Origin of the sequence: Janibacter terrae (genome assembly GCF_039636765.1) — a bacterium.
Classification (GTDB): domain Bacteria; phylum Actinomycetota; class Actinomycetes; order Actinomycetales; family Dermatophilaceae; genus Janibacter; species Janibacter terrae.
Genome location: NZ_CP144167.1, coordinates 3,278,907 through 3,302,244 on the forward strand (window position 1 = coordinate 3,278,907; position 23,338 = coordinate 3,302,244).

Below are 23,338 nucleotides of genomic sequence, written 5' to 3' on the forward strand. Positions count from 1 at the left end.
CGGTCGAGACCGCCGACGGGTCTGGCGGTCTCGCGGCGCCGGGAGTAGCGTCGTCACACGCTCGTCGGGCGCACCCCCTCGTGCACGGAGGACACCATGATCGGTCGACGCCTCGCCACCCTCGCCGCAGCCATCGCGACGACCGCTCTCGGACCCGGGCCGGCCCTCGCCGGGGCCGCTGCGCCGGCCACCGAACCCCCGCACGGGATCCCGGTCAACTGCGCGGCGAGGTCCTACTCCGTCAGCTCCGCCGGACGCCTCTACAAGGTGGTCATGAGGTCCGGCTACCTGCGCACGTGGGACATCGAGCAACGACCGCTGTCCGTCTGGCCCCGGCATGTCGCGCAGTCCTCGGCGACGTGGACCGGCGACGGCACAACGACCAAGCAGCTCGCCGTCGACGACCGAGGTCGCGTCTTCGTGTGGACCCAGTGGCTCAGCGACCAGGACGACACCGGCCGCTACGCGATGCGACGGGTCCCGGGCGACTGGTCGAGCACCCGTGCCCTCACCGCGAGCCGGACGTACTACTACCGCCTCGCCGGGCGGCACCTGGTCCGCTACGAGATCGCTCCCGGAGGTGCCCCTGTCAGGGGCCGGGTCATCAGGTGGTCGACCCTCGCCGACGTCAAGACGATGAGCCTGGACCGCAGCACGCCCTGGGCCGACACGGTCATCGCGACGACGACGAAGGGAGAGCTCCTCCAGGTCAAGGTCCGCCGGGACAGCACGGCGACGGTGACGCGCACGACCCTGGGCCGCACCGGCTACCAGAACTTCGTGACCTTCGCGTCAGGGCGCTGCATCGAACGACCGCGGGCGGGCGCGTACCTGGGGGTGACGCGGATCGGAGGGGTCTACGGCTACTACGACCCCGACCGCACCGACGCGAGGGCATCGTTCATCGGCGGTCGGATCGGCTCCTGGCGCCACCGGACCTACTGACCGTCCTCAGCGTCCCGAGCGACGGGCCATGGCCTCGGCCACGACGTGCTCGGCGATCGCGAGCGCCGAGGTCGCGCCGGGCGAGGGCGCGTTGCGCACGAGGACGACCCGGTCGGTCCCGGTGATGACGAAGTCGTCGACGAGGTGTCCGTCCTCGCCCATCGCCTGCGCACGCACACCCCTCGTGCCGCGGACGGCACCCGAGGTGTCGAGCCCGGGCACGTACTTGCGCGCCTCGGCGACGAACTGTCGCGAACTGAGCGCGGTGCGCGACTCCCGCACTGCCGCAGGCAGGTTCGCCGCGGCGAAGCGCCAGAACCCCGAGAACCCCACGACGTCGAGGACGTCCGCGGGCACCGGCGCGCGCCGCCCGTAGGACTCGCGCCCGAGCGAGAGGAAGGCATTGGGACCGAGCGTCAGCACACCGTCGACGCGCGGAGTGACGTGCACGCCGAGGAAGGGGTAGCGCGGGTCCGGCACCGGGTAGACCATCCCCCGCACCGCCGCGCGCTGCTCGCGCGGCAGCACGAAGTAGTCCCCGTAGAAGGGCACGATCCGCGGGCTGCGGGACTCGCCGAGCATCGCGGCGAGCCGGTCGCTCTGCAGACCGCCGCACGCGATGACGAGGTCGTACTCGGCGCCGTCGGCTGCACCCTTCGTCACCGTCTCGACCCGCACCCCGGTGCCGCGGTCGACGAGGCCGGTCACCTCGTGGCCGAGCCGCACCTCTCCCCCGGCGTCCGTGAGCTGCGCGCCGAGCGCCCGCGTCACCGCCGGGTAGTCGACGATCGCCGTCGTGGGCGAGTGCAGGGCGCGCACCCCCGTGGCGCCGGGCTCGATCTCGCGCAGACCGTCGCCGTCGACGAGCCGCGCCCCGGGCACGCCGTTGGCGACTGCGCGGGCGTGGAGCGCGTCGAGGCGCCCGGCCTGGACCTCGTCGAGCGCGACGACGACCTTGCCGCACTCGTCGTAGGCGATGTCGTGCTCGTCGACGAACTCCCGCAGCAGCCCGACACCCCTGCGGCACAACGTCGCCTTGAGGCTGCCGGGCTCGTAGTACAGGCCCGCGTGGACGACCCCGCTGTTGTGCCCGGTCTGGTGGGCTGCGAGGTGCCCCTCCTTGTCGAGCAGGGTCACCGTGGCGCCGTGCTCGCGGGCGAGCAGGCGCGCCACGGCCGTACCGATGATGCCGCCGCCGATGACGGCCACGCGCAGGGTCATGGTCGGGTCTCCTCAGGGGACGAAGGGGGGTGGCGCCGTGCGGTAGGTCGCCGGCGTCCGCGACATCGAGATCGGGTGGGACACGGTGGGCACGGGTGCCCGACCGTCCTCCCCCGGCACCTCGTGGACCGGGTCGAGGCCCAGCGTACGGGCCAGCTCGAAGGCCTGGCCGAGGTCGTTGATCGGGCCGCAGGGCACGCCCTTGGACGAGAGCAGGTCGAACCAGTGGTCCGCGCCGTGACCGGCCAGCGCGTCCTCGAGCTCCGCCGTGAGCACGGCCCGGTGGGCCACGCGCTCGGCATTGCTCGCGAAGCGCGGGTCGTCCACCAGCTCCGGCCGCCCGATGCCCTCGGCGAGGAGCCGGAAGAGCTTGTCGTTGGCCGCGGCGATCGCCACGGGGCGGTCGGCCGTGGCGAAGACCTCGTAGGGCGCGATGCTCGGGTGGAGGTTGCCCATGGCCTGCGGGACCGCTCCCGTGACGACGTGGGTCGACGCCTGGTTGGCGAGCGCCGAGAGCAGCGAGGAGAGCAGGTTGACCTCGACCCGCTGCCCCTCGCCGGTGCGCTCCCGGTGCCGCAGCGCGGCGAGGATGCCGATGGTCGCGTGCAGGCCGGTGATGATGTCGACGAGCGCGACCCCGGACTTGAGCGGGCCGGAATCCGGCGAGCCGGTGACCGACATCAGCCCGCCGACGGCCTGCGCGACGAGGTCGTAGCCGGGCAGGTCGGCGCCGGCCCCCGAGCCGAACCCCGTGATCGAGCAGTAGACGAGCCCCGGGTCCCTCGCGGACAGCTCCTCCCAGCCGAGACCGAGACGCTCCATGGTCCCGGCGCGGAAGTTCTCGACGACGACGTCGCACCCGGCGACGAGGTCGAGCGCCTCCGCCCGGTCGACCTCGGAGCGCAGGTCGAGCACCCGCGACTCCTTGTTGCGGTTGACCGAGAGGAAGTACGTCGACTCCCCGTCGTCGGACCAGGGCGGACCCCAGGCGCGCGTCTCGTCACCCCCGTCGGGGCGCTCGACCTTGATCACCTCCGCGCCGAGGTCGGCCATGAGCATGGTCGCGTACGGAGCGGCGAGGACGCGGCTGAAGTCCGCGACCCGCACGCCCGCGAGGGCACCGGGGGCGATCACCGGAAGGCGGCCTCTCCGGTGAGCGCCCGCCCGATGACGAGCTGGTGCACCTCGCTGGTGCCCTCGTAGGTGAGGACCGACTCGAGGTTGTTGGCGTGCCGCATGATCGGGTACTCGAGCGTGATGCCCGCGGCCCCGAGGATCGTGCGGCACTCGCGCGCGATGGCGATCGCCTCGCGCACGTTGTTGAGCTTGCCGAGCGAGACCTGCTCGGGCACCAGGCTCCCTTCGTCCTTGAGCCGGGAGATCTGCAGCGCGAGCAGCATCCCCTTGCCCAGCTCGAGCGACATGTCAGCGAGCTTGGCCTGCGTCAGCTGGTAGCCCGCGAGCGGCTTGTCGAAGATCTCCCGCTCCCGGCTGTACGTGATCGCCGTCTCCAGGCAGTCGCGTGCCGCGCCGAGCGCACCGAAGACGATCCCGAAGCGCGCCTCGTTGAGGCAGGACAGCGGGCCGGAGAGGCCCGCGACCTCGGGCAGCACGGCGTCGGCGGGCAGCCGCACGTCCTCGAGCACGAGCTCGCTCGTCACGGAGGCGCGCAGCGAGACCTTGCGCTTGATGAGCGGCGCGGAGAACCCGGGGGTGTCGGTCGGCACGACGAACCCGCGCACCTTGTCCTCGGTCTGCGCCCACACGACGGCCACGTCGGCGACGGAGCCGTTGGTGATCCACATCTTGTTGCCGGTGAGGACCCAGTCGTCGCCGTCCCGGCGGGCACGCGTGCGCATGCCCGCCGGGTTGGAGCCGAAGTCCGGCTCGGTCAGCCCGAAGCAGCCGATCGCCTCACCGGCGGCCATGCGCGGCAGCCACTGCTGCTTCTGCTCCTCCGACCCGTGCTTCCAGATGGCGAACATCGCAAGCGACCCCTGGACGCTGACGAGGGAGCGCAGGCCGGAGTCACCGGCCTCCAGCTCCATGCACGCCAGGCCGTAGGCCGTCGCCGACGTCCCCGCGCACCCGTAGCCCTCGAGGTGCATCCCGAGGACGCCGAGCGAGCCGAGCTCGCGCGCCAGCTCCCGGGCGGGGACCTGGCCGCTCTCGTACCAATCGGCGACCTGGGGCTTGATCTTGGACTCGACGTACTTACGGACGGTGTCGCGGATCGCGCGGTCCTCCTCCCCGATCAGGGAGTCGGTGGCGAAGAGCTCGAGCGGCGTCACTTGGTCTCCTCCAGGGCGCGCTCCGAGCCGGGGTGCAGCGGGATGGGGCCGGTCTCCTTCATCGTCTCGGGCTCGATCTCCTTGGCCGCCGGGTGGACCTGCGCGAGCGCGTCCTTCTCGTCGATCATGAGCTTGGTGATCGCGCAGGCGACGTTGTCGGGCATGTCGTTGCGGACGACGATGACATTGGGCACGGCGATGGTCTTGACGTCGGCGTCGAGGTCGTAGGTGGCCTTGGGGATCGTCGACTCCTCGTAGACCTCGTTCAGCTCCTGCATCTTGCCCAGCTGGGGCGTGACGTCGACGAACTCGACGTCGTCGCCCATCGAGGTGAAGAGGTCGGTGATCGCCGGGGTCGGCAGGCCGCCGGACCACACGAGCCCGTCGATCGAGCCGTCCTTCATCCCGTCGACGGTCTTGGTGAGGTCGAGGCGCTGGCGCTTGACGTCCTTGAGGTCCAGGCCGCTCGTCTCGATGAGGCGGTTGGCGATGACCTCGGTGCCGGACTTCGGCGAACCGGTCGAGATCGTCTTGCCCTTGAAGTCCTTGACCGAGTTGATCCCGGACTTCTTGCTGACGACGACGTGCGTGTAGTTGGAGTAGATCCGGCCGAGGGTCGAGACGTCGGCCTTCTTGTCCTTGAAGTCGCCCTTGCCGGCCACCGCGTCGGAGGCGGTGTCGGCGAGCGAGAAGCCGGCGTCGTAGTCGCCGCTCACGACCTGCTGGATGTTCTGCACGGACGCGCCGGTCTCGGCGGAGGTGGCCTGCAGGTCGGTCTTGTCGTTGACGAGCTTGGCGAGGCCTCCGCCGACGACGTAGTAGACGCCGGTGGAGTTGCCGGTGGCGATGTTGAGGCGGCCCTGACCGGCGTCACAGCTGCTCTCGTCGGCCCCGCTCTCGCCTCCGCTGCGGTCCTGCTGGCCGCCGCAGGCGGACAGGGCGAGTGCTGCGGCGAGGGAGAGTCCGGTGATGGTTGTGGTGCGGCGCATCGTCGAGCCTTTCGGTTGCGGTGTGGGTGGTGCGGTGCCCGGGCGGGCGAAGGGGGTGGAGCTCGGGTGGGTCAGGTGGTCGCCTCGACCGGGGTCGCGTCGCGGCGAACCCGGCGTCGGACGAGGTGGAGGACCACCGCGACGGCCAGCACGGCGAAGCCGATGGCGATCGAGGTGGGCACCAGGTAGAGGAGCAGGAGCGCGGCCGGGACGCAGAGCGCCCGCTCGAGCAGGGAGGTCGGGCCGAACATCCAGCCGGTGGTGGCGACGGCCAGCGCGCCGACGGCGAAGCTGGCGACGACGAAGGCCCACGCGACGTCGCGGAAGGAGCCCTCCGCGATGAGCAGCGCACCGTTGTCGGTGACGACGAAGGCGAGCGGCGCGAGGAAGGCCGGCAGCGTGTACTTGCAGGCCTGGATCATCGTCGGGATGACCCGGCCGCCGGTGATGGCGGCCGAGGCCACGGCGGCCAGGGCCGTCGGCGGCGAGACCTCCGAGAGCACGGCGTAGTAGAAGATGAACATCGCGACCTGCGGGGCCTCGACGCCGAGCGCGATGAGCGCCGGCCCGATGATCACCCAGCTGAGGATGAAGGACGCGGTGACGGGCACCGCGAGGCCGAGGATGAGGATCGCGATCGCGGAGAAGAGCGCCGACAGCACGATGAGCGAGGCGTCGTTGAAGGCCAGCGCGTCGGCCGCCTGGATGAGCACGTCCGAGAGGATCTGCCCGAGGCCGGTCTTGGCGATGACCGAGGTGATGACGCCGGCCGCGGCGCAGACCGCGATGACCGGCAGCGCCGAGCGGATGCCCGAGCTGAGCGCCGAGTACAGGCGCGTGCCGTAGTCCTTGAGCGAGTCGCCGAGCTCCATGCGCTCGAGGTCGACGTCGTGGTCGTCGAACCCGCTCACGACGCGGCGCCGGGAGAGCACCGCCTCGGCGAGCCCGAAGACCGCGGCGGTGGCCGTGGCGTAGACGACCGCCTTGAAGGGCGGCACGTCGATCGCGAGGAAGAAGACGATGACGCCGAGGCTGATGAAGTGGTAGCCCGAGCGGGCCAGCAGACGAAGGGGGTTGCCGATGGCCAGCTCGACGCGGCGGGCACCGAAGCGCCGGGCGTCGATCTCGACGGCGAGGAAGATGCCGAGGTAGTACAGCAGGGTCGGGACGATGGCCCAGATGAGCACCTCGATGTAGGAGACGCTCAGGTACTCGGCGATGATGAAGGCCGCGGCACCCATCGTCGGCGGGGAGAGGATCGCGCCGATGCCGGCCGCGGCGAGCATGCCACCGGCGGCCTCCTTGGGGTAGCCGGCCCGCTTGAGGATCGGCCAGGCGAAGGACCCGAGCGTCACCGCGGTCGCGGTGCCCGACCCGGAGACCGTGCCGAGCAGGAAGCCCGAGGTCGCGGCGGTGCGGCCGGGGGCCGAGGCGGACTTGCGGAAGAGCGAGAAGCTGAACTCGACGAAGAAGCGCCCCGCGCCCATCCGGTCGAGGACGGCGCCGTACATCGTGAAGAGCACGATGTAGGTCGCGGCGACGTCGAGCGGCACGCCGAAGAACCCGGAGGCCTCGTTGTAGAGCGCGTTGATGATCTGCTCGAGGTTGAGCCCGATGTGGCTGATCGACCAGCCGACGGGGAGGAACCCGCCGTAGTAGGCGTAGGCGAAGAAGATCAGGCAGACGATCGGCAGGACGAGGCCCGTCGTGCGCCGGGTCGCCTCGAGCACGAGCACCATGAGGACCAGGCCGGCGACGACGTCGAGCGTGAGCAGCGAGCCCTGCCGGTCCAGGAAGCCCTCGTAGCCGCCGAAACCGATGTCGCTGAGCGGCACCGGCAGCACCGGGTAGAGGCCGACGAGGAGCGCGACGAGCGCGAGGACCCAGTCGATGATCCCCGGGTTGTCCGATCGCGCGGGACGACCGGCGGTGTCGGTGACGGGGTCGATGTCGGCGGCTGCCTCCCTTCGCCCCCACATGCGGTAGGTGAGGAAGACGAGCGGGAGGGTCGTGGCGAGGAAGAAGACGAGGTAGTACTGGCTGCCCAGCTCGAGCGGGTCGAAGACCTGCCGGAGCACGAAGAGGGCGACCAGGAAGCACCAGACCCCGACGAAGAGGTCGAGGCGCGGTGAGAGCTGGCGCGAGGGCCGCTCCTCGTCGTAGTCGGCAACAAGGTTGTCGACGTCGACGGGCTCGGGGGTGAGCTTGTGCTCACGGGCGACGCTGTCCGTTGGCATGCGGGTAACGTAGGTGCGATCCACCTCCCATCCGGGCGGATCGCGTCGGACTTTACATACATCTGACGCTCGACCCACCCCCAGCTGCCACGAGGGAGACCGTGCGAGTCCTGCTCGTCGAGGACGATGACCGGGTCGTCGCGGCCCTGGAACCCGCGCTGCGCCGGGCCCAGCTGATCGTCACGCGAGCGGCGACCGCGGCCGAGGCGATCGGCCGCTACGAGGACGTCGACCTCGTGCTCCTCGACATGGGTCTGCCCGACCAGGACGGCCTGGCGCTGGCCCGCCAGATCCGCCAGCTCACCGGGGTGCCGATCATCGCCGTGACCGCCCGCCGGGACGAGGCCTCCGTCGTCTCAGCGCTGCGCGCCGGCGTCGACGACTACGTCACCAAGCCCTACCGCCTCGCCGAGCTCATGGCGCGCATCGACGCGGTGATGCGCCGCTCCGGCCATGCCGTCCCGGTGCCCGTCGAGCAGGTCGGCGACGTGCGGCTCGACCACGGCGCACGCCGCGTGTGGGCCGGGGAGGTCGAGGTCTCGTTGACCCGCAAGGAGTTCGACCTGCTGGCGGCCCTCGTGCAGGCCGGCGGTGACGCCATCACCCGCGAGGCCCTCATGGAGTCGATCTGGGACACCTCGTGGATCGGTGCCTCGCGCACCCTCGACGTGCACGTCTCCGCCCTGCGCACCAAGCTCGGCCGGCCGGGCCTCATCGAGACCGTGCGCGGCATCGGCTACCGGATCCGGGACGGGGGCTGATCCGTGCGCCGTCGCATGCTCGCCATCGCCCTGCCCCTCCTGGCGATGCTCCTCATGGCGCTCATGGTCCCGCTCCTCGCCGCCTACGCCGCGGACCGCACGCAGGACCAGTTCGTCGGTCGGCTCGGTGACGTCGCCCGCTTCGCCGTGCTTGCCGAGGACGCCATCGAGGACGACGACGTCGTCAGCCTCGAGAGCGAGCTGCGGCGCTACACCGAGGTGTACGGCGGCTCGGTCGTCGTCACCGACGCCAACCGTGAGGTCGTGACGAGTGCCGGGACCGACCCCGCCGGCCCGCGCACCGAGGCGGCGATCACCCGGGCCCTGACCGGCGCCACCACGCACCCGCCGGAGACCGCCTGGCCCTGGCACGAGGAGCAGATGCTCATCGGCTCGCCGGTCGGCCGCGACGCCCAGGTGCTCGGAGCGGTCGTCGTCGTGGCCCCGACCGACGAGGTGCGCTCCGACGTCCTCGTGCGGCTGCTCGTGCTCGGTGGGCTCGGCGCCGCGACCGTGCTGCTCGCCGCCTACGGTGTCGTCGTGCCCGCCGTCGGCTGGGTCCTGCGGCCGGTCCACGCCCTCGACGTCACCGCCAGGCGGCTGAGCTCCGGGGACATGGACGCCCGCGCCAACGAGACCGGCCCGGCCGAGCTGCGCGAGCTGGCGCACTCCTTCAACGGGATGGCCGACAGCGTGCAGGCCTCCCAGGCCCAGCAGCGCGAGCTCGTCGCCGACGCGGCCCACCAGCTCGGCAACCCACTCACCGCGCTGCGCCTACGGGTGGAGAACCTCGCCTCCGAGGGCGTCGACCCGGACGACGTCGAGCCGGTCCTCGAGGAGACCGACCGGCTCAGCGCGACCGTCGAGTCGCTGCTCCACCTCTCCCAGGTCGGTGCCGCGACCGTCACCCGCACCCGCGTCGACGTCGCCGTGGTCGTGCGCCATCGCTGCGAGATGTGGGCACCGGTCTTCGACCGGCTCACGGTCCACGCCCCGCCCGAGGCGCCCGCCCTCGCGACCGTCGCGGTCCTCGACACCGCCCTCGACGCGCTGCTCGACAATGCCGCGAAGTTCGCGCCCGGCTCACCGGTCGAGGTGACGGTGACGCAGGCGGGGGGATCCCCCTTCGCCGGACCGGTGCGGGTGCGGGTCGTCGACCACGGGCCGGGGCTCCACCCCGACGACCTGGCCAGGGTGGGGGCGCGGTTCTTCCGCGGACGGGCCCACCAGAACGTGCAGGGCACCGGCCTCGGGCTGGCCATCGTGCGCGCGCGGCTCACCGAGTGCGGCGGTGACGTCGAGGTCTCGCAGACCCCCGGGGGCGGGCTCACCGTGGACCTCACCCTGCCCGGCGCCGACTAGCGCTGCTCGCGGTAGTACCGCAGCGCGCCGGGGTGCAGCGGCAGCGGGCTGGTGTAGATCGCCGTGCCGACGTTGGGCTGGCGCAGGCCGGGCGCGAGCTCCTCGATCGCCGGCTGCTCCTCGAACATCACCCGGGTGAGCGCGTAGACGAGGTCGTCGTCGAGGTCCGGCCGCACGAGCACGTGGTTCTGCACGCTCACCGTGTCGACGGCGCGCTCGAGCCCGTAGGTCGACGCGGGGATGGAGGACCGGGAGAACTCGGCGCCGTGGTCGCGGGCCAGGCGCGGGGCCATCGTGCCGAGCGGGACGAGGCGGATCGGTACCTGCTCCGACAGCCGCAGCACGGCGGTGTTGGGCAGCCCGCTCACGAAGAAGAAGGCGTCGAGGGTGTCCTGGGCGACCGCGTCCGCGGACTCCTGCAGGGTCTCGGCGATCTGCTCGATGTCCTCGTCGCCGAGACCCGCCGCGCGCACGACCCGCCAGGCGATGCCGCGCGTACCCGAGCCGGTCGCGCCGAGGCTCACGCGGCGGCCGCGCAGGTCCTCGAGCGAGCGGATGCCGGAGTCCGCGCGCACGACGAGGTGGACGAAGCTGTCGTACGCGCGGGCCATCGCGACGATGTCGACCGGCTCACGGAACTCACCGCGCCCGCGGCGGGCGTCAGCCGCGACGTCGGCGAGGGTGAAGCCGATGTCGCTCACCCGCTGCGACACCTCGCGGACGTTGTCGATGCTCGCATTGGTCCCGCGGGTGCGGACGGTGAGGCCCAGCCGCTCGGCGAAGACCTCCGCGAGCGCCTCGCCGTAGCGGTGGAAGACCCCGCCGGGGTTGCCGGTCGCGATCGTCAGCCGGGCGTCGGGCAGGTCGTCCCAGGAGCGTCCTCCGCACGCCGTGAGCGCGGGCGTGCCGAGCAGCGGGGCGGCGAGGCCCGCGCCGAGCACGGCGCGACGGGCGGGGGGCATGCGCGCCAGCATCCCACGCGCCCGGGGTGGGTATCCCCACGGCAGGATGGGGCCATGCGCCCGATGCTCGCCACCGCGACCGAGTCCGTCCCCGCGGGTCCCGGCTGGGCGCACGAGGTCAAGTGGGACGGGATGCGGGTCATCGCCGAGGCGAAGGGCGGCGGCCTCACGCTGACGAGCCGCACCGGCCGGGACGTCACGGTCTCCTTCCCCGAGCTCGTCCCCCTCGCCGACCTCTACGACGACATGGTCCTCGACGGCGAGGTCGTCGCGCTCGAGGACGGGCGGCCCTCCTTCGGCGCGCTCGCCGAGCGCATGCACGTGACCGACGCGCGCCGGGCCGCGCGGGCGGCGGTCGCCCGACCGGTGACGTACATGGTCTTCGACGTCCTGCGGCTGCTCGGGCAGGACCTCACGGGGCAGCCGTGGACCGCACGGCGGGCCCTCCTGGAGCAGCTCGAGCTCGAGGGCACGCGCTGGCAGACGCCGCCGGTCCACGACGACGGTGCCGGCCTGCTCGCCGCCACCGCCGAGCAGGGCCTCGAGGGCATCGTCTCCAAGCGCCGCACCTCGCTCTACCACCCTGGCCGCCGGTCCACGGACTGGCTGAAGCTGCCCCACCGCGCCAGCGAGTCCGTCGTCGTCTGCGGCTGGCGCCCCGAGACCGGCGGCGTCGCCCTGGGGTCCGTGCTGGTCGGCGAGCCCGGGGCGTCCGGGTGGGAGTTCGCCGGGCGGGTCGGCTCCGGGCTCGCTGGACGTGCGGGGGCGAGTCTCCTCACGCGGCTGCGTCCGCTAGGGCGAGCGGGGTCTCCCTTCGTCACCGAGGTGCCGCGCGAGGACGCGCGCGGGACCACGTGGGTGGAGCCGGAGGTCGTCATCGACGTGGCGAGCCTGGGCCGCAGCAGCGGTGGCCGGCTGCGCCAGCCGTCCTACCTGCGCGTGCGGTCGGACCTGACCGCCGCCGACCTGAGGGAGACGAGCGGTGCCTGAGACGTCGGCGACGCGGGTCCAGGTCGCGGGGCGCACCCTGCGCCTGACCTCGCTGGACAAGGTCATGTACCCCGCGACCGAGACGACGAAGGGGGAGATCCTCGACTACTACGCCCGCGCCGGAGAGACCCTCCTCGCGCACCTCGCCGAGCGGCCGGTGACGCGGGTGCGGTGGCCGCACGGTGTGGGCGGGGAGAGCTTCTTCGAGAAGAACCTGCCCTCCGGCGCGCCCTCGTGGCTGCCGAGGGTGACGATCGACGACGTGACGTACCCGCTCGTGCAGGATCTCGCGCAGCTGACCTACCTCGTCAACCTCAACAGCGTCGAGCTGCACGTGCCGCAGTGGCGCGTGGACGCCGACGGGCAGCGGATCAACCCCGACCGCCTCGTCATCGACCTCGACCCCGGCAAGCCGGCCGGCCTGCACGAGTGCGCCCGCGTGGCGCTGCTGCTGCGCGAGCGGCTCGGCTCCCTCGGGCTCGACCTCCACCCCGTCACCTCGGGCAGCAAGGGGATGCAGCTCTACGCGGCGCTCGGTGGCGACCTCACGAGCGACCAGGTCCGCGACCTCGCGCAGCAGCTCGCCCAGGAGATGACCAAGAAGCACCCCGACCTCGTGCTGTGGAAGATGACCAAGACCCTGCGCCCGGGCAAGGTCTTCCTCGACTGGAGCCAGAACGTCGCCGCCAAGACGACGATCTGCCCCTACTCGATGCGCGGACGTGACGACCCCTGGGTCGCGGCGCCCCGCACGTGGGACGAGGTCGAGGCCGGCGCCGAGGACCCGGACGCGCTCGTCCAGCTCGACGGCGAGCAGGTCCTCGACCGGCTCGCCGAGCACGGAGACCTCCTCGCCCCCCTCCTTCCCTGACGCCCCGTCCCCCGAACCTGCATTCCCCTAGGGCAATGCAGCCTCAGGGGGCCGCGAAGCGGCGCTCGACGAAGGACCGGTGGGCCATGCCGATGTGCGCGGCCATGAGGTCGCCGGCCAGCTCGGCCTGCCCGTCGGCGACGGCGCGGGAGATCATCCGGTGGAACTGCACGCTGCGGTCGATGTCCTCGTCTTCGTAGTCGAAGAAGCTGCCCGGGGTGAGCGAGGTGCGCGCGAGGGCCGTCGTGATCCTGAACTGGCGCGGCGACTCGGCGGCCGCGAGGACGAGCTCGTGGAAGTCCCGGTTGTTGTGGTGCAGGTCGTCGAGCCGGCTGCTGCCCTCCTGGGCCGCAAGGGCGCTCATCTCCTCGACGAGCTCGGACAGCCGCGCGACGTGGTCGGCGCTGCGGTGCACCGCCGCCCGGGCGGCCGCGCGGCGCTCGAGCAGCCCCCGCAGCTCGAAGACCTCGTCCACGTCCGCCCGGGTGAACTCCGCGACGAAGGCGCCCCGTCGTGGCTCGAGGGTCACCAGCCCCTCGTCGGCGAGGCGGTGCAAGGCCGAGCGCACGGGGGTGCGGCTCACCCCGAGCGCCTCGCTCAGGGCCTCCTCGGGCAGGCGGCTGCCCGGCGCGTGCTCGCCGGAGAGGATCCGGCTGCGCAGGCTATCGTAGACGCCGTCGGCGCGGGCCACCGGCTCAGGATGCGGCGCGCGCGTCGTGCCGCGCGAGCCGCCGCAGCAGGTGGTCGACCTCCGCGCGGGCGGTCGGCGTCAGGCCGCGCGAGGGCGAGCGCTGCGCGTCGGAGGCGAGGACCCCACGGCGCTGCAGGACGTACTTGCGCACCGCGAGACCGACGCCCGGCTGCTGCTCGTAGCGCATCAGCGGCAGGTGCGCGTCGAAGAGGTCGTGCGCCGCCTCCCGCTCCCCCGCCCGCGACATCCGCACGACGTCGACGAGCAGGTCGGGGAAGCAGTAGCCGGTCATCGCGCCGTCCGCGCCGCGCTCCATCTCGTAGTCGAGGAAGAGCCCGCCGTTGCCCGTCAGCACGGACAGGCGCGGCATCTCCCCCTTCGCCTCGAGGTCACGCAGGGCGGTGATCTTCTCCAGCCCCGGCCAGTCCTCGTGCTTGAGCATCACGGCACCCGGGTTGTCGCGGGCGATGCGCGCGATGGTGCCCGGCGACATCTGCACGCTGAAGGTGAGCGGGTAGTCCTGGATGACGAAGGGGGTCCCCTCCCCGATCGCGTCCGCCGCGCCGGCGTAGTACCCGACGACCTGGTCGTCGGTCCGCAGGGTGTTGGGCGGGGCGATCATCACGCCGGCGGCACCGGCGTCCATGACCGCGGCGGTGAGCGAGCGCATCGCGGCGAAGCCGGGTGCGGAGACCCCGACGACGACCGGCAGGTCGGCCCGCTCGATGACCCGGCGCGCGATCTCGACGGCCTCGTCCTGGTCGAGCTTGGGCGCCTCGCCGAGCTGGCCGAGGACGGTGAGCCCGTCGACGCCGACCTCGCCGTAGAAGTCGACGAGCCGGTCGAGGGAGGCGTGGTCGACGCTGCCGTCGGGGGCGAAGGGGGTCGGCGCGATCGCGTAGACGCCGGCGGTGGTGCGGGAGAGGGTCATCGTGGCTCCTGGTGTGGTGGGTGGTTCAGATCGCCGGGACGTAGCCGCCGTCGACGCGCACGACCGACCCGGTGATGTAGCCGGCGGGCACGCCGGCGAGGAAGGCGACGGTCTGGGCGTACTCGCGGGGATCGCCGTAGCGGCCGGCGGGGATCGTCGCCAGGCTCGCGGCCGTGACCTCCTCGGCAGTGCGGCCCTCGCGCTCGGCCTTGGCCGCGTCGAGGAAGGCCACGCGGTCGGTCGCGATCCGTCCCGGCACGACGACATTGGCCGTGATGCCGTCGGCGGCGACCTCGCCGGCGAGGGTCTTGGACCAGCCGAGCAGCGTGCTGCGCAGGGCGTTGGACAGCCCGAGCCCGGGGATGGGCGCGACGACACCCGAGCTCGTCGAGGTGATGACCCGCCCCCAGCCGCGCTCGCGCATGCCGGGCAGCACGCGGTTGGTGATGGTGATGACGGAGAGGACCATCGAGCGGAACTGGGTCTCCCACACCGACGCGTCGGCGGCGGTGACGGCCCCCGGCGGCGGCCCGCCGGTGTTGCCCACGAGGATGTCGACACCGCCGACGGTCTCCTCGATCCAGCCGATGCGGGCGTCGACGACGTCGAGCTCGCCGAGGTCCCAGACGAGCGCATGAGCCCGGCCGCCGGCGGCGGTGATGTCGGCGACGGTCGCGTCGAGGCGCTCGCGGCTGCGGCCCGCGACGACGACGGTTGCGCCCTCCGCGGCGAGCTCGCGGGCGATGGCCCCGCCGAGCCCACCACCTCCGCCGAGGACGAGTGCGGTCCTGCCGGTGATCCCGAGATCCATGTCAGCTCCTGTCGGTCGTGCGGGTGGTCGTCGCGAGCCAGGCGAGTGCGTCGTCGAGGCTCGTGGTCGTGGGTGGGTCGCCGGCGGCGGCCTCCGCCGTGCCGGCGAAGCGCGCCTCCACCTCCCGGAGCAGCGGTGACGGACGACCGCTGTCGGCGAGCTGGTGGGCCGCGCGGGCGACCTCGTGGCGACGTCGTGCGGCGTGCTGCGGGTGGGAGCGCACGACCGCCTCGACGAAGGGGGTCAGACCACCCTCGTCGATGTCGGCCAAGACGGAGGCGAGCTCGTGGCGGACCCCGAGCTCCTCGGCCGCGAGGAGGCACTCGACACCGAGGGCCTCGAGCCCCTTGGTGAGGACGCTGCGCAGCAGCTTGAGCGCCGCCGCGTCCCCAGGCCCCGCGGCGGGGAGGTGCCGCACGGGCGCGCCGAGGTCCTCGAGCCCCTCGAGGCCGGCGGGTGGGCCGGCGACGAGGAGCGGGGTCGCGGCGCCGGTCAGGCCGACGGCTCCCATGATGACGGCATCGACGTAGCCGGTCCGGCCCGCCGCCGCGTCGGCGGAGCGGCGCTTGTCGGCCGGGGAGGCGGTCGTGAGGTCGACGACGACGGCCCCGACGAGCAGGTGGTCGACGAGTCCGCGGACGACGTCGTGGGCGAGCTCGCCGGCGACGCAGACCCAGGCGCGCTGGACCTGCGCGAGCCACGGCCCGAGGGACTCGTGGAGCGGGACGTCGTGCTCGCGGGCCCACTTCGCGAGGGCCGCTCCCGGCGCCGGGTCGCACAGCACGAGCTCGTGGGCGCCCCCGTCGACCAGAGCGCGGGCATAGGTCGTCCCGACCTCTCCGCACCCGACGACGGCGATGCGCACGGCTCCTCCTCGATACAAGATCAAGACAATCGGAGCGAGATCATCGCTGATCGTGCCCGCTGACCAACGAACCGTATCCCATGCGGTCTCCCCTGCCCCTTCCCGCCCGTCGGCCACTTCGTCTGCATTGCCCTAGGGCAATGCAGACGAACGGTCGGAAGAGGTCGCATTGCCCTAGGGCAATGCGGGGGGGGGGGCAGCGGGTCAGGCCCCGGCGGTCCGCGGGCAGCCGGCGCAGGGCAGGCAGCCCGGGAGGGCGTACATCAGGCAGCACGAGAGCCGGCGCGGTGGGGTGCGGCCGATGGTGCGGGCGAGCGCCTGCTCCCACATGTCCTCGACCATGCCGAGGCGCTGGCGGCTGCTCATCTTCGTCGGGGTCGGCAGGCCGGTCGCGAGCCCGGTCGCGGCGGCGCGGTAGGACTGCCACGCGGCCTCGTGGCGCTCCAGGTCGTCGGCGATGCGCCGGTGACCGTCGGCACGCACCTGCACCGCCACCGGGTAGGCGTACACCGGGTCCAGGTCGAGGGACCACAGCCGGGCCTCCGCCGACAGCGCGAAGGGGGTGCGCATCGCCGCCGTCGCGACGACCGTCGCGAGCGGGTCGAGCAGGTACTGCAGGACGAAGGCTGCCGGCATCCCGGGCGGCGCGACCCCGGACTGCGCGATCGTCAGCCGCTCGTAGCGCTCGATCCACTCCGGGGCGATCTGGAGCGCCTCGGCGAGGGGGACGCCGAGGTCCGGGTCACCGACGTCGGCGACCCGGACCGTGAGGAAGGCGAGGTGTCGGTCGAGCTGCGCGAGGCCCTCGCGCAGCTCGACGACCGTGGGTGACCCGCTCAGCCGTTGGCCTTGGCGTAGGCGTCGCGGACCTTCTGGCTGATCCGGCCGCGGTCGGACACGTCGTGGCCGTTGGCGCGGGCCCACTCGCGGATCTTGGTGAGCTCGCCGCTGTTGCTGCGCGAACCGGAGGGGGCGCCGCTGCTGCGGCGACCCGAGACGCGACGGCCGGCGCCGATGTAGCCCGCGAGGGCGTCACGCAACGTGGCGGCATTCTTGTCGCTGAGGTCGATCTCGTAGGTCACGCCGTCGAGGGCGAAGGTGACCGTCTCGGTGGCCTCGCCACCGTCGAGATCGTCCTCCAGCAGGATCTGGACACGCTGAGCCATGGAAGTCTCCGTAAAGGTGGTGAATGAATGTCTGTCATTCACCACCTTAGGCTATTCGCCGCCCTGCGGAGAATCCCCGGAAATGTCCTTCTTCTCGTGCGCATCCTTGCGCTGCTCCGCATTCCACTTCGCCAAGGCCTTGCGCTCGCTGCGATCGGCCTCGAGCATGTATCGGATGATCCAGTAAAAGAGGAATGCGACCCCGACGGTCGGCAGCAGGGCCGCGGCATAGGGCCAGTACTCGTTGATGAATTCCATGATCAGGCCTCGGGCTTGGTGTGCGGGAAGAGAATGGTCTCCCGGATCCCGGCACCCGTGAAGAGCATGATGAGCCGGTCGATCCCCAGACCAAGACCGCCCATCGGCGGGGCGCCGAACTCCAGGGCGCGCAGGAAGTCCTCGTCGAGCTGCATGGCCTCCTCGTCGCCGGCCGCGGCCCGCCGCGACTGGTCCTCGAGGACGCGGCGCTGGATCACCGGGTCGATGAGCTCGGAGAAGGCCGTACCCCGCTCGACGCCGCCGATGAAGAGGTCCCAGGCCTCGATGAGACCGGGCTCGTCGCGGTGCGGGCGCGCCAGAGGCTGGGCGATCGCGGGGTAGTCGCAGATGAAGGTCGGCTGCACGCACGTCGGCTCGACGAGCTCGGCGACCAGCTCCATGGCGATCTTGCCGGCGTCCTCCCACGACGGGTCGAGGTCGACCCCCTTTGCCGCCGCGATCTCGCGCAGCCGCTCCGCGGGAGTCCTGACGTCGATGCTCTCGCCCACGGCCTCGCTCAGGGCCTCGTAGAAGGGCAGCCAGCGCCACTCGCCGTCGAGGTCGACCTCTCCACGAGGCGTCTGCACCACGCGCGTCCCGGCCACATCGGCGGCGGCCAAATGCAGGTCCTTGATCAGCTCGGCCATCGTGAACTGGTCCCCCCAGGCCTCATAGGCCTCGAGCGAGGTGAATTCCGGAGAATGCGTCGAGTCGACGCCTTCGTTGCGGAAGAGGCGACCCATTTCGTACACGCGGTCGATGCCACCGACGACCGCCTTCTTGAGCGGCAGCTCGAGCGCGATCCGCAAGGACATGTCCTGACCGAAGGCATTCATGTGCGTGTTGAAAGGACGGGCCGCGGCGCCGCCGTGCACGGTCTGCAGCACCGGCGTCTCGATCTCGATGAACGAGCGCGCGTGCAGGGTCTCGCGGATGGCGCGCACGATGCCCGCGCGCAGCCGCACCATGTCACGGGCCTCCTGGCGCACGACGAGGTCGGCGTAGCGCTGACGCACCCGCGACTCCTCGGACAGCTCCTTGTGCAGGACCGGCAGCGGCCGCAGTGCCTTTGAGGCCATGACCCATGACGTCGCCATGACCGACAGCTCGCCGCGACGGGAGCGGATGACCCGGCCGGTGACGGCGACGTGGTCGCCGAGGTCGACGTCGGCCTTCCACGCCGCGAGCGCGTCCTCGCCGACCTCGGCCAGGGAGAGCATGACCTGCAGACGCGTGCCGACGCCCTCCTGGAGCGCGGCGAAGGCGAGCTTGCCGGTGTTGCGCACGAACATCACCCGGCCGGCGACGGTCACGACGTCCTGGGTCTCCTCGCCGGTCTCGAGGTACGCCCAGCCCTCGGTGACCTCGGCGAGGGAGTGGGTCCGGCCGATGCCCACCGGGTACGCCTGCCGGCCGTCGGCGAGGAGCCGGTCGCGCTTGTCGCGCCGGATGCGCATCTGCTCCGGCAGCTCGTCGTCGGCAGGGGTCTCGATGGGGGCGTCACTCACGGGAGACCACGATATCCGCGCCCCCTGCCCCGCCCCGAATCCACGTCAGTCGCGAGGGCGCAGCACCTGCCACGCGAGGAGTGCCGCGCAGACCGCGAGCGTGATCGGGCCGGCGTCGGTCGCGTCGCCGATGAGCACGAGCGCGGTCCCCGCGAGCGCCAGGTCGGTCCCGAGGACGAGCCGCTGGACGAGCCCGACGTGCAGCGCCCCGCCGGGGGTGGACAGGGCGACCCCGAGCCCGGGCGGCGGGTCGCACGCCCGCATCGCCCCGGCGAGCGCCGCGAGCGCGATCGCGGGCGGGGCCCACCACGGCAGGCCGAGCGCGCCCACGGCGACGAGGGACCCCACGAGCGCCGCGACGAAGGGGGGTCCCGCCAGGACCGCGGTCACCGCGGCAGGGTGCGCGGGCAGGGCGCGACGCAACCCGGGCGTGGTGAGCCACGTCGAGAGCCCACCGGCCGCCGTGCGCGCGACGGCGAAGACTGCCAGCGCGGCGAGGACGGCACCGGCGAGCCGACCGAGGAGGAGGCCGGCGACCAGGGCCCCCACGCAGCCGAGCAGTGCGGTGACCAGCTGGCGCGAGCGGCGGGAGAGCGCGTGCAGCTCGTGGACGAGGACGCCGGACAGCGCCCCGCCGGCCCCGGGGCGGCTCGGACGGGTGCCCCGCCGGGCGAGCCGACGACGGGCCGCCAGGACCTCGAGGGCGACGCCGTCGAGCATCAGCGTCGCCGCGGTGACCGCCTGCACGACCTGCCCGGCCCTCGCGAGCTCGACGTCGGGGACGGACCGCGAGGCCGGGCCGGGCCGCCAGGACCCGCCCTGGCGGCGCAGGGCGAGCGGCCCGAGCACCAGGCACACGAGCAGCCCGACGGCGGCGCACCCGAGGACCGGGACGACCGGCGGCGCAGCCGACCCGGACCCGCCCGCGAGCGCGAACCCGACGAGCACGCCCCACGAGGCCCCCGCCACCGCCGCGACGAGGAGCACCCGCAGCACGGTGCCGCGCAGCAGCAGCCCCCGGTCCGCGGGTGTCGACAGCAGCCACGTCGCCTGCCCGGGGTCGGCGGAGACCGGTCCGACCGCGCGCAGCCCTGCCCAGGCGGCGAGCACTGCCAGCGCGGCGGCCCCGACGGCCACGAGGTCGTGGCCACCCGGGCCGAGGCACACGGCGGTGTCGCAGTCGGGGCGCAGGATGGCCGGCCCGGTCGCCGCGAAGAGCATCGTCAGCAGCGTCGCGGCGATGAAGAGCCCGACGTACCAGTCCTGGACGACCTGCAGCGGGCTCGGTGCGCGGGAGGCGCGGCGACGCGTGCGCAGCACCTCCCGGGCGAGCACCCGGTCACCCGCACGGTCGCCGGCGCCGCCGCTCACCTCAGACATCGCCCTCGAGGGCCACGACGCGGGCACCGCTGCGCCGCACCACCTCCGGGTCGTGGCAGGCCACGAGCACCGCACGCCCTGCGGCGGCATGGCCGGCGAGCCAGTCACCGAGCCAGGCCCGTCCTGCGTCGTCGAGCCGCTGCTCCGGCTCGTCGGCGAGCAGCAGCGCCCAGGGCCGCACCATCGCCGTCGCGAGCGCGAAGCGCTGCGCCTGGCCCGACGACAGGGTCCCCGGCAGCTGGTCGGCGACGTGCTCGATGCGCGCCTCGTCGAGCGCGCCGGCGACCACGGCCTCGGGGACGTCCACGCCGTGCCCTCGTGCCAGCAGGTCCAGGTGCTCGGCGACCGTGAGGTCCGGCAGGACGCCGAGGTCCCCGAGCACCGCGCACAGCGCGCGCCGGGTCTGCGGCTGGCGGGTGTCGAGACGGTGCTCGCCGAGGAGGACCTCCCCCTCGTCCGGTGTCTCCGCGCCCACCACGCACCGCAGGGCGGTGGACTTGCCGACGCCGTTGGGCCCGACGAGGGCGACGACCTCGCCGGCGGCGACCTCGAGCTCGAGCGTGTCGAGGACGGTCCGCTCGCCGTAGGCCTTGCCCAGGCCGCGCACCGTGAGCATCAGAGCAGGTCGAGCGCGAGGTCGACGATCGGCGAGGAGTGGGTGAGGGCACCCACGCTCATCCAGTCGATTCCGGTGGCCCCGTACGCGGCCGCGACCTCGAGCGTCAGACCTCCGGTCGCCTCGATCTCGACGCGCTCGCCACGCTCGTCGGCCCACGCGCGGGCGGCGTCGACGGTCGCCCGGAGCAGGTCGACGGGCATGTTGTCGCACATGAGGAACCGAGACCCTGCCTCGAGCGCCTCGAGCGCCTGCTCGGTGCTCTCGACCTCGACCTCGATCGTCACCTCGGGGTAGCGCGCGCGGATCGCGGCGTAGGCGGCGGCCACTCCCCCGGCGGCGTGCACGTGGTTGTCCTTGACCATCGCGACGTCGTAGAGGCCCATGCGCTTGTTGGTGCCGCCGCCGCATCGGACCGCGTACTTCTCCAGCGCGCGCAGGCCCGGCGTCGTCTTGCGGGTGTCGAGGACCGTGCACCCGGTGCCCTCGAGCGCGTCGGTCCAGCGCCGCGTGTGGGTCGCCACCCCGGTGAGCCGCGACATGATGTTGAGCAGCGTCCGCTCGGCCATGAGGACCTGGCGCAACGAGCCGCGCAGCTCCGCGACGACGTCCCCGCGGGCCAGGGCGCTGCCGTCGGCGATCCGCACGTCGAGCGAAGGGGAGGTCCCCCCCGTCCTCGTGGCGACCTCGTCGAGGACGAGGGCGATGACCGGGCCCCCGGCGAGCACACCCGCCTCGCGGGCGACCACCTGACCCGCACCCACCTGGTCGGCGGGGATCGTCGCGGTGCTCGTCACGTCGAGCGCCTGCGGCCCGAGGTCCTCGTCCAGGGCCGTGGCGACGAGGCGGCGGGCGGCCTCGTCGGGGAAGACGAGCTCTCGGTCGGGCTGCTGGTCGGCGGTCACGGAGCGAGGCTAACGTGAGCGCCCGCGCGGGGAGGGGGGGGACAATGGGACCACCACGAGGAGGTGGGCGCAGTGACCGGACCCCAGCCCGACCCGGCGGAGCACGTCGAGCGCGAGGTGAAGCTCGAGGCGGAGCTCGACGCGGTGCTGCCCGATCTCGCCGGTGTGGCGACGACCGGCGAGCGACGGGTCCACGACCTGGCCGCGACCTACCTCGACACCCCCGGGCTGGCCCTGCAGCGGGCGCGGACCACCCTGCGCCGACGCACCGGCGGCGACGACGCCGGCTGGCACCTCAAGCTGCCCCGCGAGGACGGCGCACGCACCGAGCGGCATGCGCCCCTCGGCCGCACCGCCGCCCGGGTGCCGCCCGAGCTGCGCGAGCTCGTCACCGAGGTCGTCGGGGCCGCACCGCTGCTCCCGGTCGCGACCCTGCTCACCCGCCGCGCCGAGACCGACCTGCTCGACGACTCCGGTCGGGTCGTCGCCGTGCTCTGCGACGACGTCGTGCTCACCGCACCGGCGGGCGAGGGCTGGCGAGAGCTGGAGGTCGAGCTGGCCCCCGGCGCCGACGCGGCAGTGCTCGAGCGCGCGGTCGCCGCGCTCGTCGGCGACGCCCGCACCGGCATCAGCCGTTCGACCCGGGCCTCCAAGGTCGCCCGGGCCCTCGGCCCGCTGCCCGACCCGCCACCGCCCCGCTCCCCCGCCTCCTCCGCCGCCGAGGTCCTGCTCGACTACCTGCGCGTGCAGGTCGGCGTCGTCCAGGCGCGGGAGGGCGGGGTGCGCACCCACGACCCCGACGCCGTGCACAAGACCCGCGTCGCGCTCCGACGCCTCCGCAGCACCCTGCGGGTCTACCGACGGCTGCTCGACCGGGAGGTCACCGACCCCCTGCGCGAGGAGATGCGCTGGTACGCCGGCGTGCTCGGCGAGGTCCGCGACATCGACGTGGTGCGCCAGCACCTTCGCGCCATGACCACGGCCCTGCCCGGACCACGACCGGAGGCGGTCCGGGCCCGCATCGAGAGCACCCTGGACGAGGCCCACGAGAGTGCGACCGAGCAGCTCGACGAGGCCCTCGGCTCCGAGCGCCTCGACCGGCTGGCCGAGCAGCTCGCCGACCTCGCCGTCACTCCGCCCTGGCGTGGCCGTGCCCGGCGCCGTGCCCGCGCGGTCCTCCCCCGCCTGGCGGGGCAGGCGGTGCGACGGGCCGAGCAGACGGCTGCCGAGGCCGCGGCGGCCACCGACGCGGACGACCAGCAGCGGCTCGTCCACGAAACCCGCAAGCGCGCCAAGGCCGCCCGCTACGCCCACGAGGCCCTCGTCCCCGCGTGGGGCGGACCCGCCGACGCGGCGGCCGCGGGCTGGGAGCGGGTGACCGAGCTCCTCGGCTCCACCCAGGACGGCGTCACCGCCGCCTCGTGGTTAGCGCGCACCCGCTCGGCCGCCGCGGCGGACGGTGAGGAGGTCGCCCCCTTCGACGTCCTCGCGGAGCGGGTCGCCCGGGAGGCGGCCGCCGCGCAGGACGCGGGCGGTGACGCGCTCGACGGGGCGCGCTCCGTGCCCCGCCTGCGCTGA

23 protein-coding genes are annotated in these 23,338 nt (G+C 73.2%); 6 read left to right on the plus strand and 17 right to left on the minus strand.

What is annotated here, in order from left to right:
• Nucleotides 1–96 precede the first annotated feature (96 nt).
• Complete coding sequence (locus V3C34_RS16350) at nucleotides 97–945, plus strand: hypothetical protein (RefSeq protein WP_346007666.1); 849 nt, start codon at nucleotides 97–99, stop codon at nucleotides 943–945.
• Between the two features lie 6 nt (nucleotides 946–951).
• On the opposite strand, the gene lhgO is transcribed toward V3C34_RS16350, so the two are convergent.
• From lhgO to V3C34_RS16375, 5 genes are all read right to left on the minus strand, one after another.
• A complete protein-coding gene (gene lhgO, locus V3C34_RS16355) occupies nucleotides 952–2,166 on the minus strand; it encodes an L-2-hydroxyglutarate oxidase (RefSeq protein ID WP_068321327.1) in 1,215 nt (404 codons plus the stop codon).
• Between the two features lie 12 nt (nucleotides 2,167–2,178).
• Nucleotides 2,179–3,300: a CaiB/BaiF CoA transferase family protein gene (locus V3C34_RS16360; protein ID WP_245634846.1), complete on the minus strand. Its 1,122-nt coding sequence runs from the start codon at nucleotides 3,298–3,300 to the stop codon at nucleotides 2,179–2,181.
• Nucleotides 3,297–4,457, minus strand: coding sequence for an acyl-CoA dehydrogenase family protein (locus V3C34_RS16365; RefSeq protein ID WP_068321323.1), 1,161 nt, complete (start codon nucleotides 4,455–4,457; stop codon nucleotides 3,297–3,299). Before V3C34_RS16365 ends, V3C34_RS16360 begins: the two co-directional genes overlap by 4 nt.
• Nucleotides 4,454–5,446: a TAXI family TRAP transporter solute-binding subunit gene (locus tag V3C34_RS16370; protein WP_068321320.1), complete on the minus strand. Its 993-nt coding sequence runs from the start codon at nucleotides 5,444–5,446 to the stop codon at nucleotides 4,454–4,456. The genes V3C34_RS16365 and V3C34_RS16370 overlap by 4 nt, the downstream gene beginning before the upstream one ends.
• A gap of 71 nt (nucleotides 5,447–5,517) precedes the next feature.
• The gene (locus tag V3C34_RS16375; RefSeq protein WP_338537587.1) at nucleotides 5,518–7,683 is read right to left on the minus strand and encodes a TRAP transporter fused permease subunit; all 2,166 of its coding nucleotides are present in this window, start codon (nucleotides 7,681–7,683) and stop codon (nucleotides 5,518–5,520) included.
• Between the two features lie 101 nt (nucleotides 7,684–7,784).
• Here V3C34_RS16375 and V3C34_RS16380 point away from each other — a divergent pair, with 101 nt between their 5' ends.
• The gene (locus V3C34_RS16380; RefSeq protein WP_068321313.1) at nucleotides 7,785–8,444 is read left to right on the plus strand and encodes a response regulator transcription factor; all 660 of its coding nucleotides are present in this window, start codon (nucleotides 7,785–7,787) and stop codon (nucleotides 8,442–8,444) included.
• A 3-nt stretch (nucleotides 8,445–8,447) separates the two neighbouring features.
• A complete protein-coding gene (locus V3C34_RS16385) occupies nucleotides 8,448–9,806 on the plus strand; it encodes a HAMP domain-containing sensor histidine kinase (protein WP_346007667.1) in 1,359 nt (452 codons plus the stop codon).
• On the opposite strand, the gene V3C34_RS16390 is transcribed toward V3C34_RS16385, so the two are convergent.
• Nucleotides 9,803–10,768 carry a TAXI family TRAP transporter solute-binding subunit gene (locus V3C34_RS16390; protein ID WP_346007668.1) on the minus strand — a complete coding sequence of 322 codons (966 nt, stop codon included), beginning with the start codon at nucleotides 10,766–10,768 and terminating at the stop codon, nucleotides 9,803–9,805. The genes V3C34_RS16385 and V3C34_RS16390 overlap by 4 nt on opposite strands.
• Before the next feature lie 54 nt (nucleotides 10,769–10,822).
• On the opposite strand from V3C34_RS16390, the gene ligD (V3C34_RS16395) reads away from it, so the two are divergent.
• On the plus strand, nucleotides 10,823–11,758 hold the full coding sequence (gene ligD / locus V3C34_RS16395; protein WP_346007669.1) for a non-homologous end-joining DNA ligase: 936 nt from the start codon (nucleotides 10,823–10,825) through the stop codon (nucleotides 11,756–11,758).
• Nucleotides 11,751–12,629 (plus strand): non-homologous end-joining DNA ligase, encoded by an 879-nt coding sequence (gene ligD / locus V3C34_RS16400; protein ID WP_345912667.1) that lies wholly within the window; start codon nucleotides 11,751–11,753, stop codon nucleotides 12,627–12,629. Before ligD (V3C34_RS16395) ends, ligD (V3C34_RS16400) begins: the two co-directional genes overlap by 8 nt.
• Before the next feature lie 43 nt (nucleotides 12,630–12,672).
• Here ligD (V3C34_RS16400) and V3C34_RS16405 read toward each other — a convergent pair whose 3' ends face one another.
• From V3C34_RS16405 to nadC, 11 genes are all read right to left on the minus strand, one after another.
• Nucleotides 12,673–13,320: a GntR family transcriptional regulator gene (locus tag V3C34_RS16405; protein ID WP_346007670.1), complete on the minus strand. Its 648-nt coding sequence runs from the start codon at nucleotides 13,318–13,320 to the stop codon at nucleotides 12,673–12,675.
• Nucleotides 13,321–13,324: 4 nt separating this feature from the next.
• Complete coding sequence (locus V3C34_RS16410; RefSeq protein WP_346007671.1) at nucleotides 13,325–14,251, minus strand: dihydrodipicolinate synthase family protein; 927 nt, start codon at nucleotides 14,249–14,251, stop codon at nucleotides 13,325–13,327.
• Nucleotides 14,252–14,276: 25 nt separating this feature from the next.
• The gene (locus tag V3C34_RS16415) at nucleotides 14,277–15,062 is read right to left on the minus strand and encodes an SDR family oxidoreductase (protein WP_068321291.1); all 786 of its coding nucleotides are present in this window, start codon (nucleotides 15,060–15,062) and stop codon (nucleotides 14,277–14,279) included.
• A gap of 1 nt (nucleotide 15,063) precedes the next feature.
• A complete protein-coding gene (locus V3C34_RS16420; RefSeq protein WP_346007672.1) occupies nucleotides 15,064–15,927 on the minus strand; it encodes an NAD(P)-binding domain-containing protein in 864 nt (287 codons plus the stop codon).
• A gap of 204 nt (nucleotides 15,928–16,131) precedes the next feature.
• Complete coding sequence (locus V3C34_RS16425) at nucleotides 16,132–16,851, minus strand: hypothetical protein (RefSeq protein ID WP_346007673.1); 720 nt, start codon at nucleotides 16,849–16,851, stop codon at nucleotides 16,132–16,134.
• Nucleotides 16,764–17,093, minus strand: coding sequence for a histone-like nucleoid-structuring protein Lsr2 (locus V3C34_RS16430; protein ID WP_068321282.1), 330 nt, complete (start codon nucleotides 17,091–17,093; stop codon nucleotides 16,764–16,766). The genes V3C34_RS16425 and V3C34_RS16430 overlap by 88 nt, the downstream gene beginning before the upstream one ends.
• A gap of 51 nt (nucleotides 17,094–17,144) precedes the next feature.
• A complete protein-coding gene (locus V3C34_RS16435) occupies nucleotides 17,145–17,351 on the minus strand; it encodes a hypothetical protein (protein WP_068321279.1) in 207 nt (68 codons plus the stop codon).
• A 2-nt stretch (nucleotides 17,352–17,353) separates the two neighbouring features.
• Nucleotides 17,354–18,808, minus strand: a complete 1,455-nt coding sequence (gene lysS, locus V3C34_RS16440; RefSeq protein ID WP_345912660.1) for a lysine--tRNA ligase — start codon at nucleotides 18,806–18,808, stop codon at nucleotides 17,354–17,356.
• 96 nt (nucleotides 18,809–18,904) lie between these two features.
• Entirely contained in the window at nucleotides 18,905–20,239 is a 1,335-nt protein-coding gene (locus V3C34_RS16445) for a DUF6297 family protein (RefSeq protein WP_169701779.1), read from the minus strand.
• Nucleotides 20,232–20,855, minus strand: coding sequence for an ABC transporter ATP-binding protein (locus tag V3C34_RS16450; RefSeq protein ID WP_338537582.1), 624 nt, complete (start codon nucleotides 20,853–20,855; stop codon nucleotides 20,232–20,234). The genes V3C34_RS16445 and V3C34_RS16450 overlap by 8 nt, the downstream gene beginning before the upstream one ends.
• The gene (gene nadC, locus V3C34_RS16455; RefSeq protein WP_068321267.1) at nucleotides 20,855–21,760 is read right to left on the minus strand and encodes a carboxylating nicotinate-nucleotide diphosphorylase; all 906 of its coding nucleotides are present in this window, start codon (nucleotides 21,758–21,760) and stop codon (nucleotides 20,855–20,857) included. Before nadC ends, V3C34_RS16450 begins: the two co-directional genes overlap by 1 nt.
• A gap of 72 nt (nucleotides 21,761–21,832) precedes the next feature.
• Here nadC and V3C34_RS16460 point away from each other — a divergent pair, with 72 nt between their 5' ends.
• On the plus strand, nucleotides 21,833–23,338 hold the full coding sequence (locus tag V3C34_RS16460; protein WP_068321265.1) for a CYTH and CHAD domain-containing protein: 1,506 nt from the start codon (nucleotides 21,833–21,835) through the stop codon (nucleotides 23,336–23,338).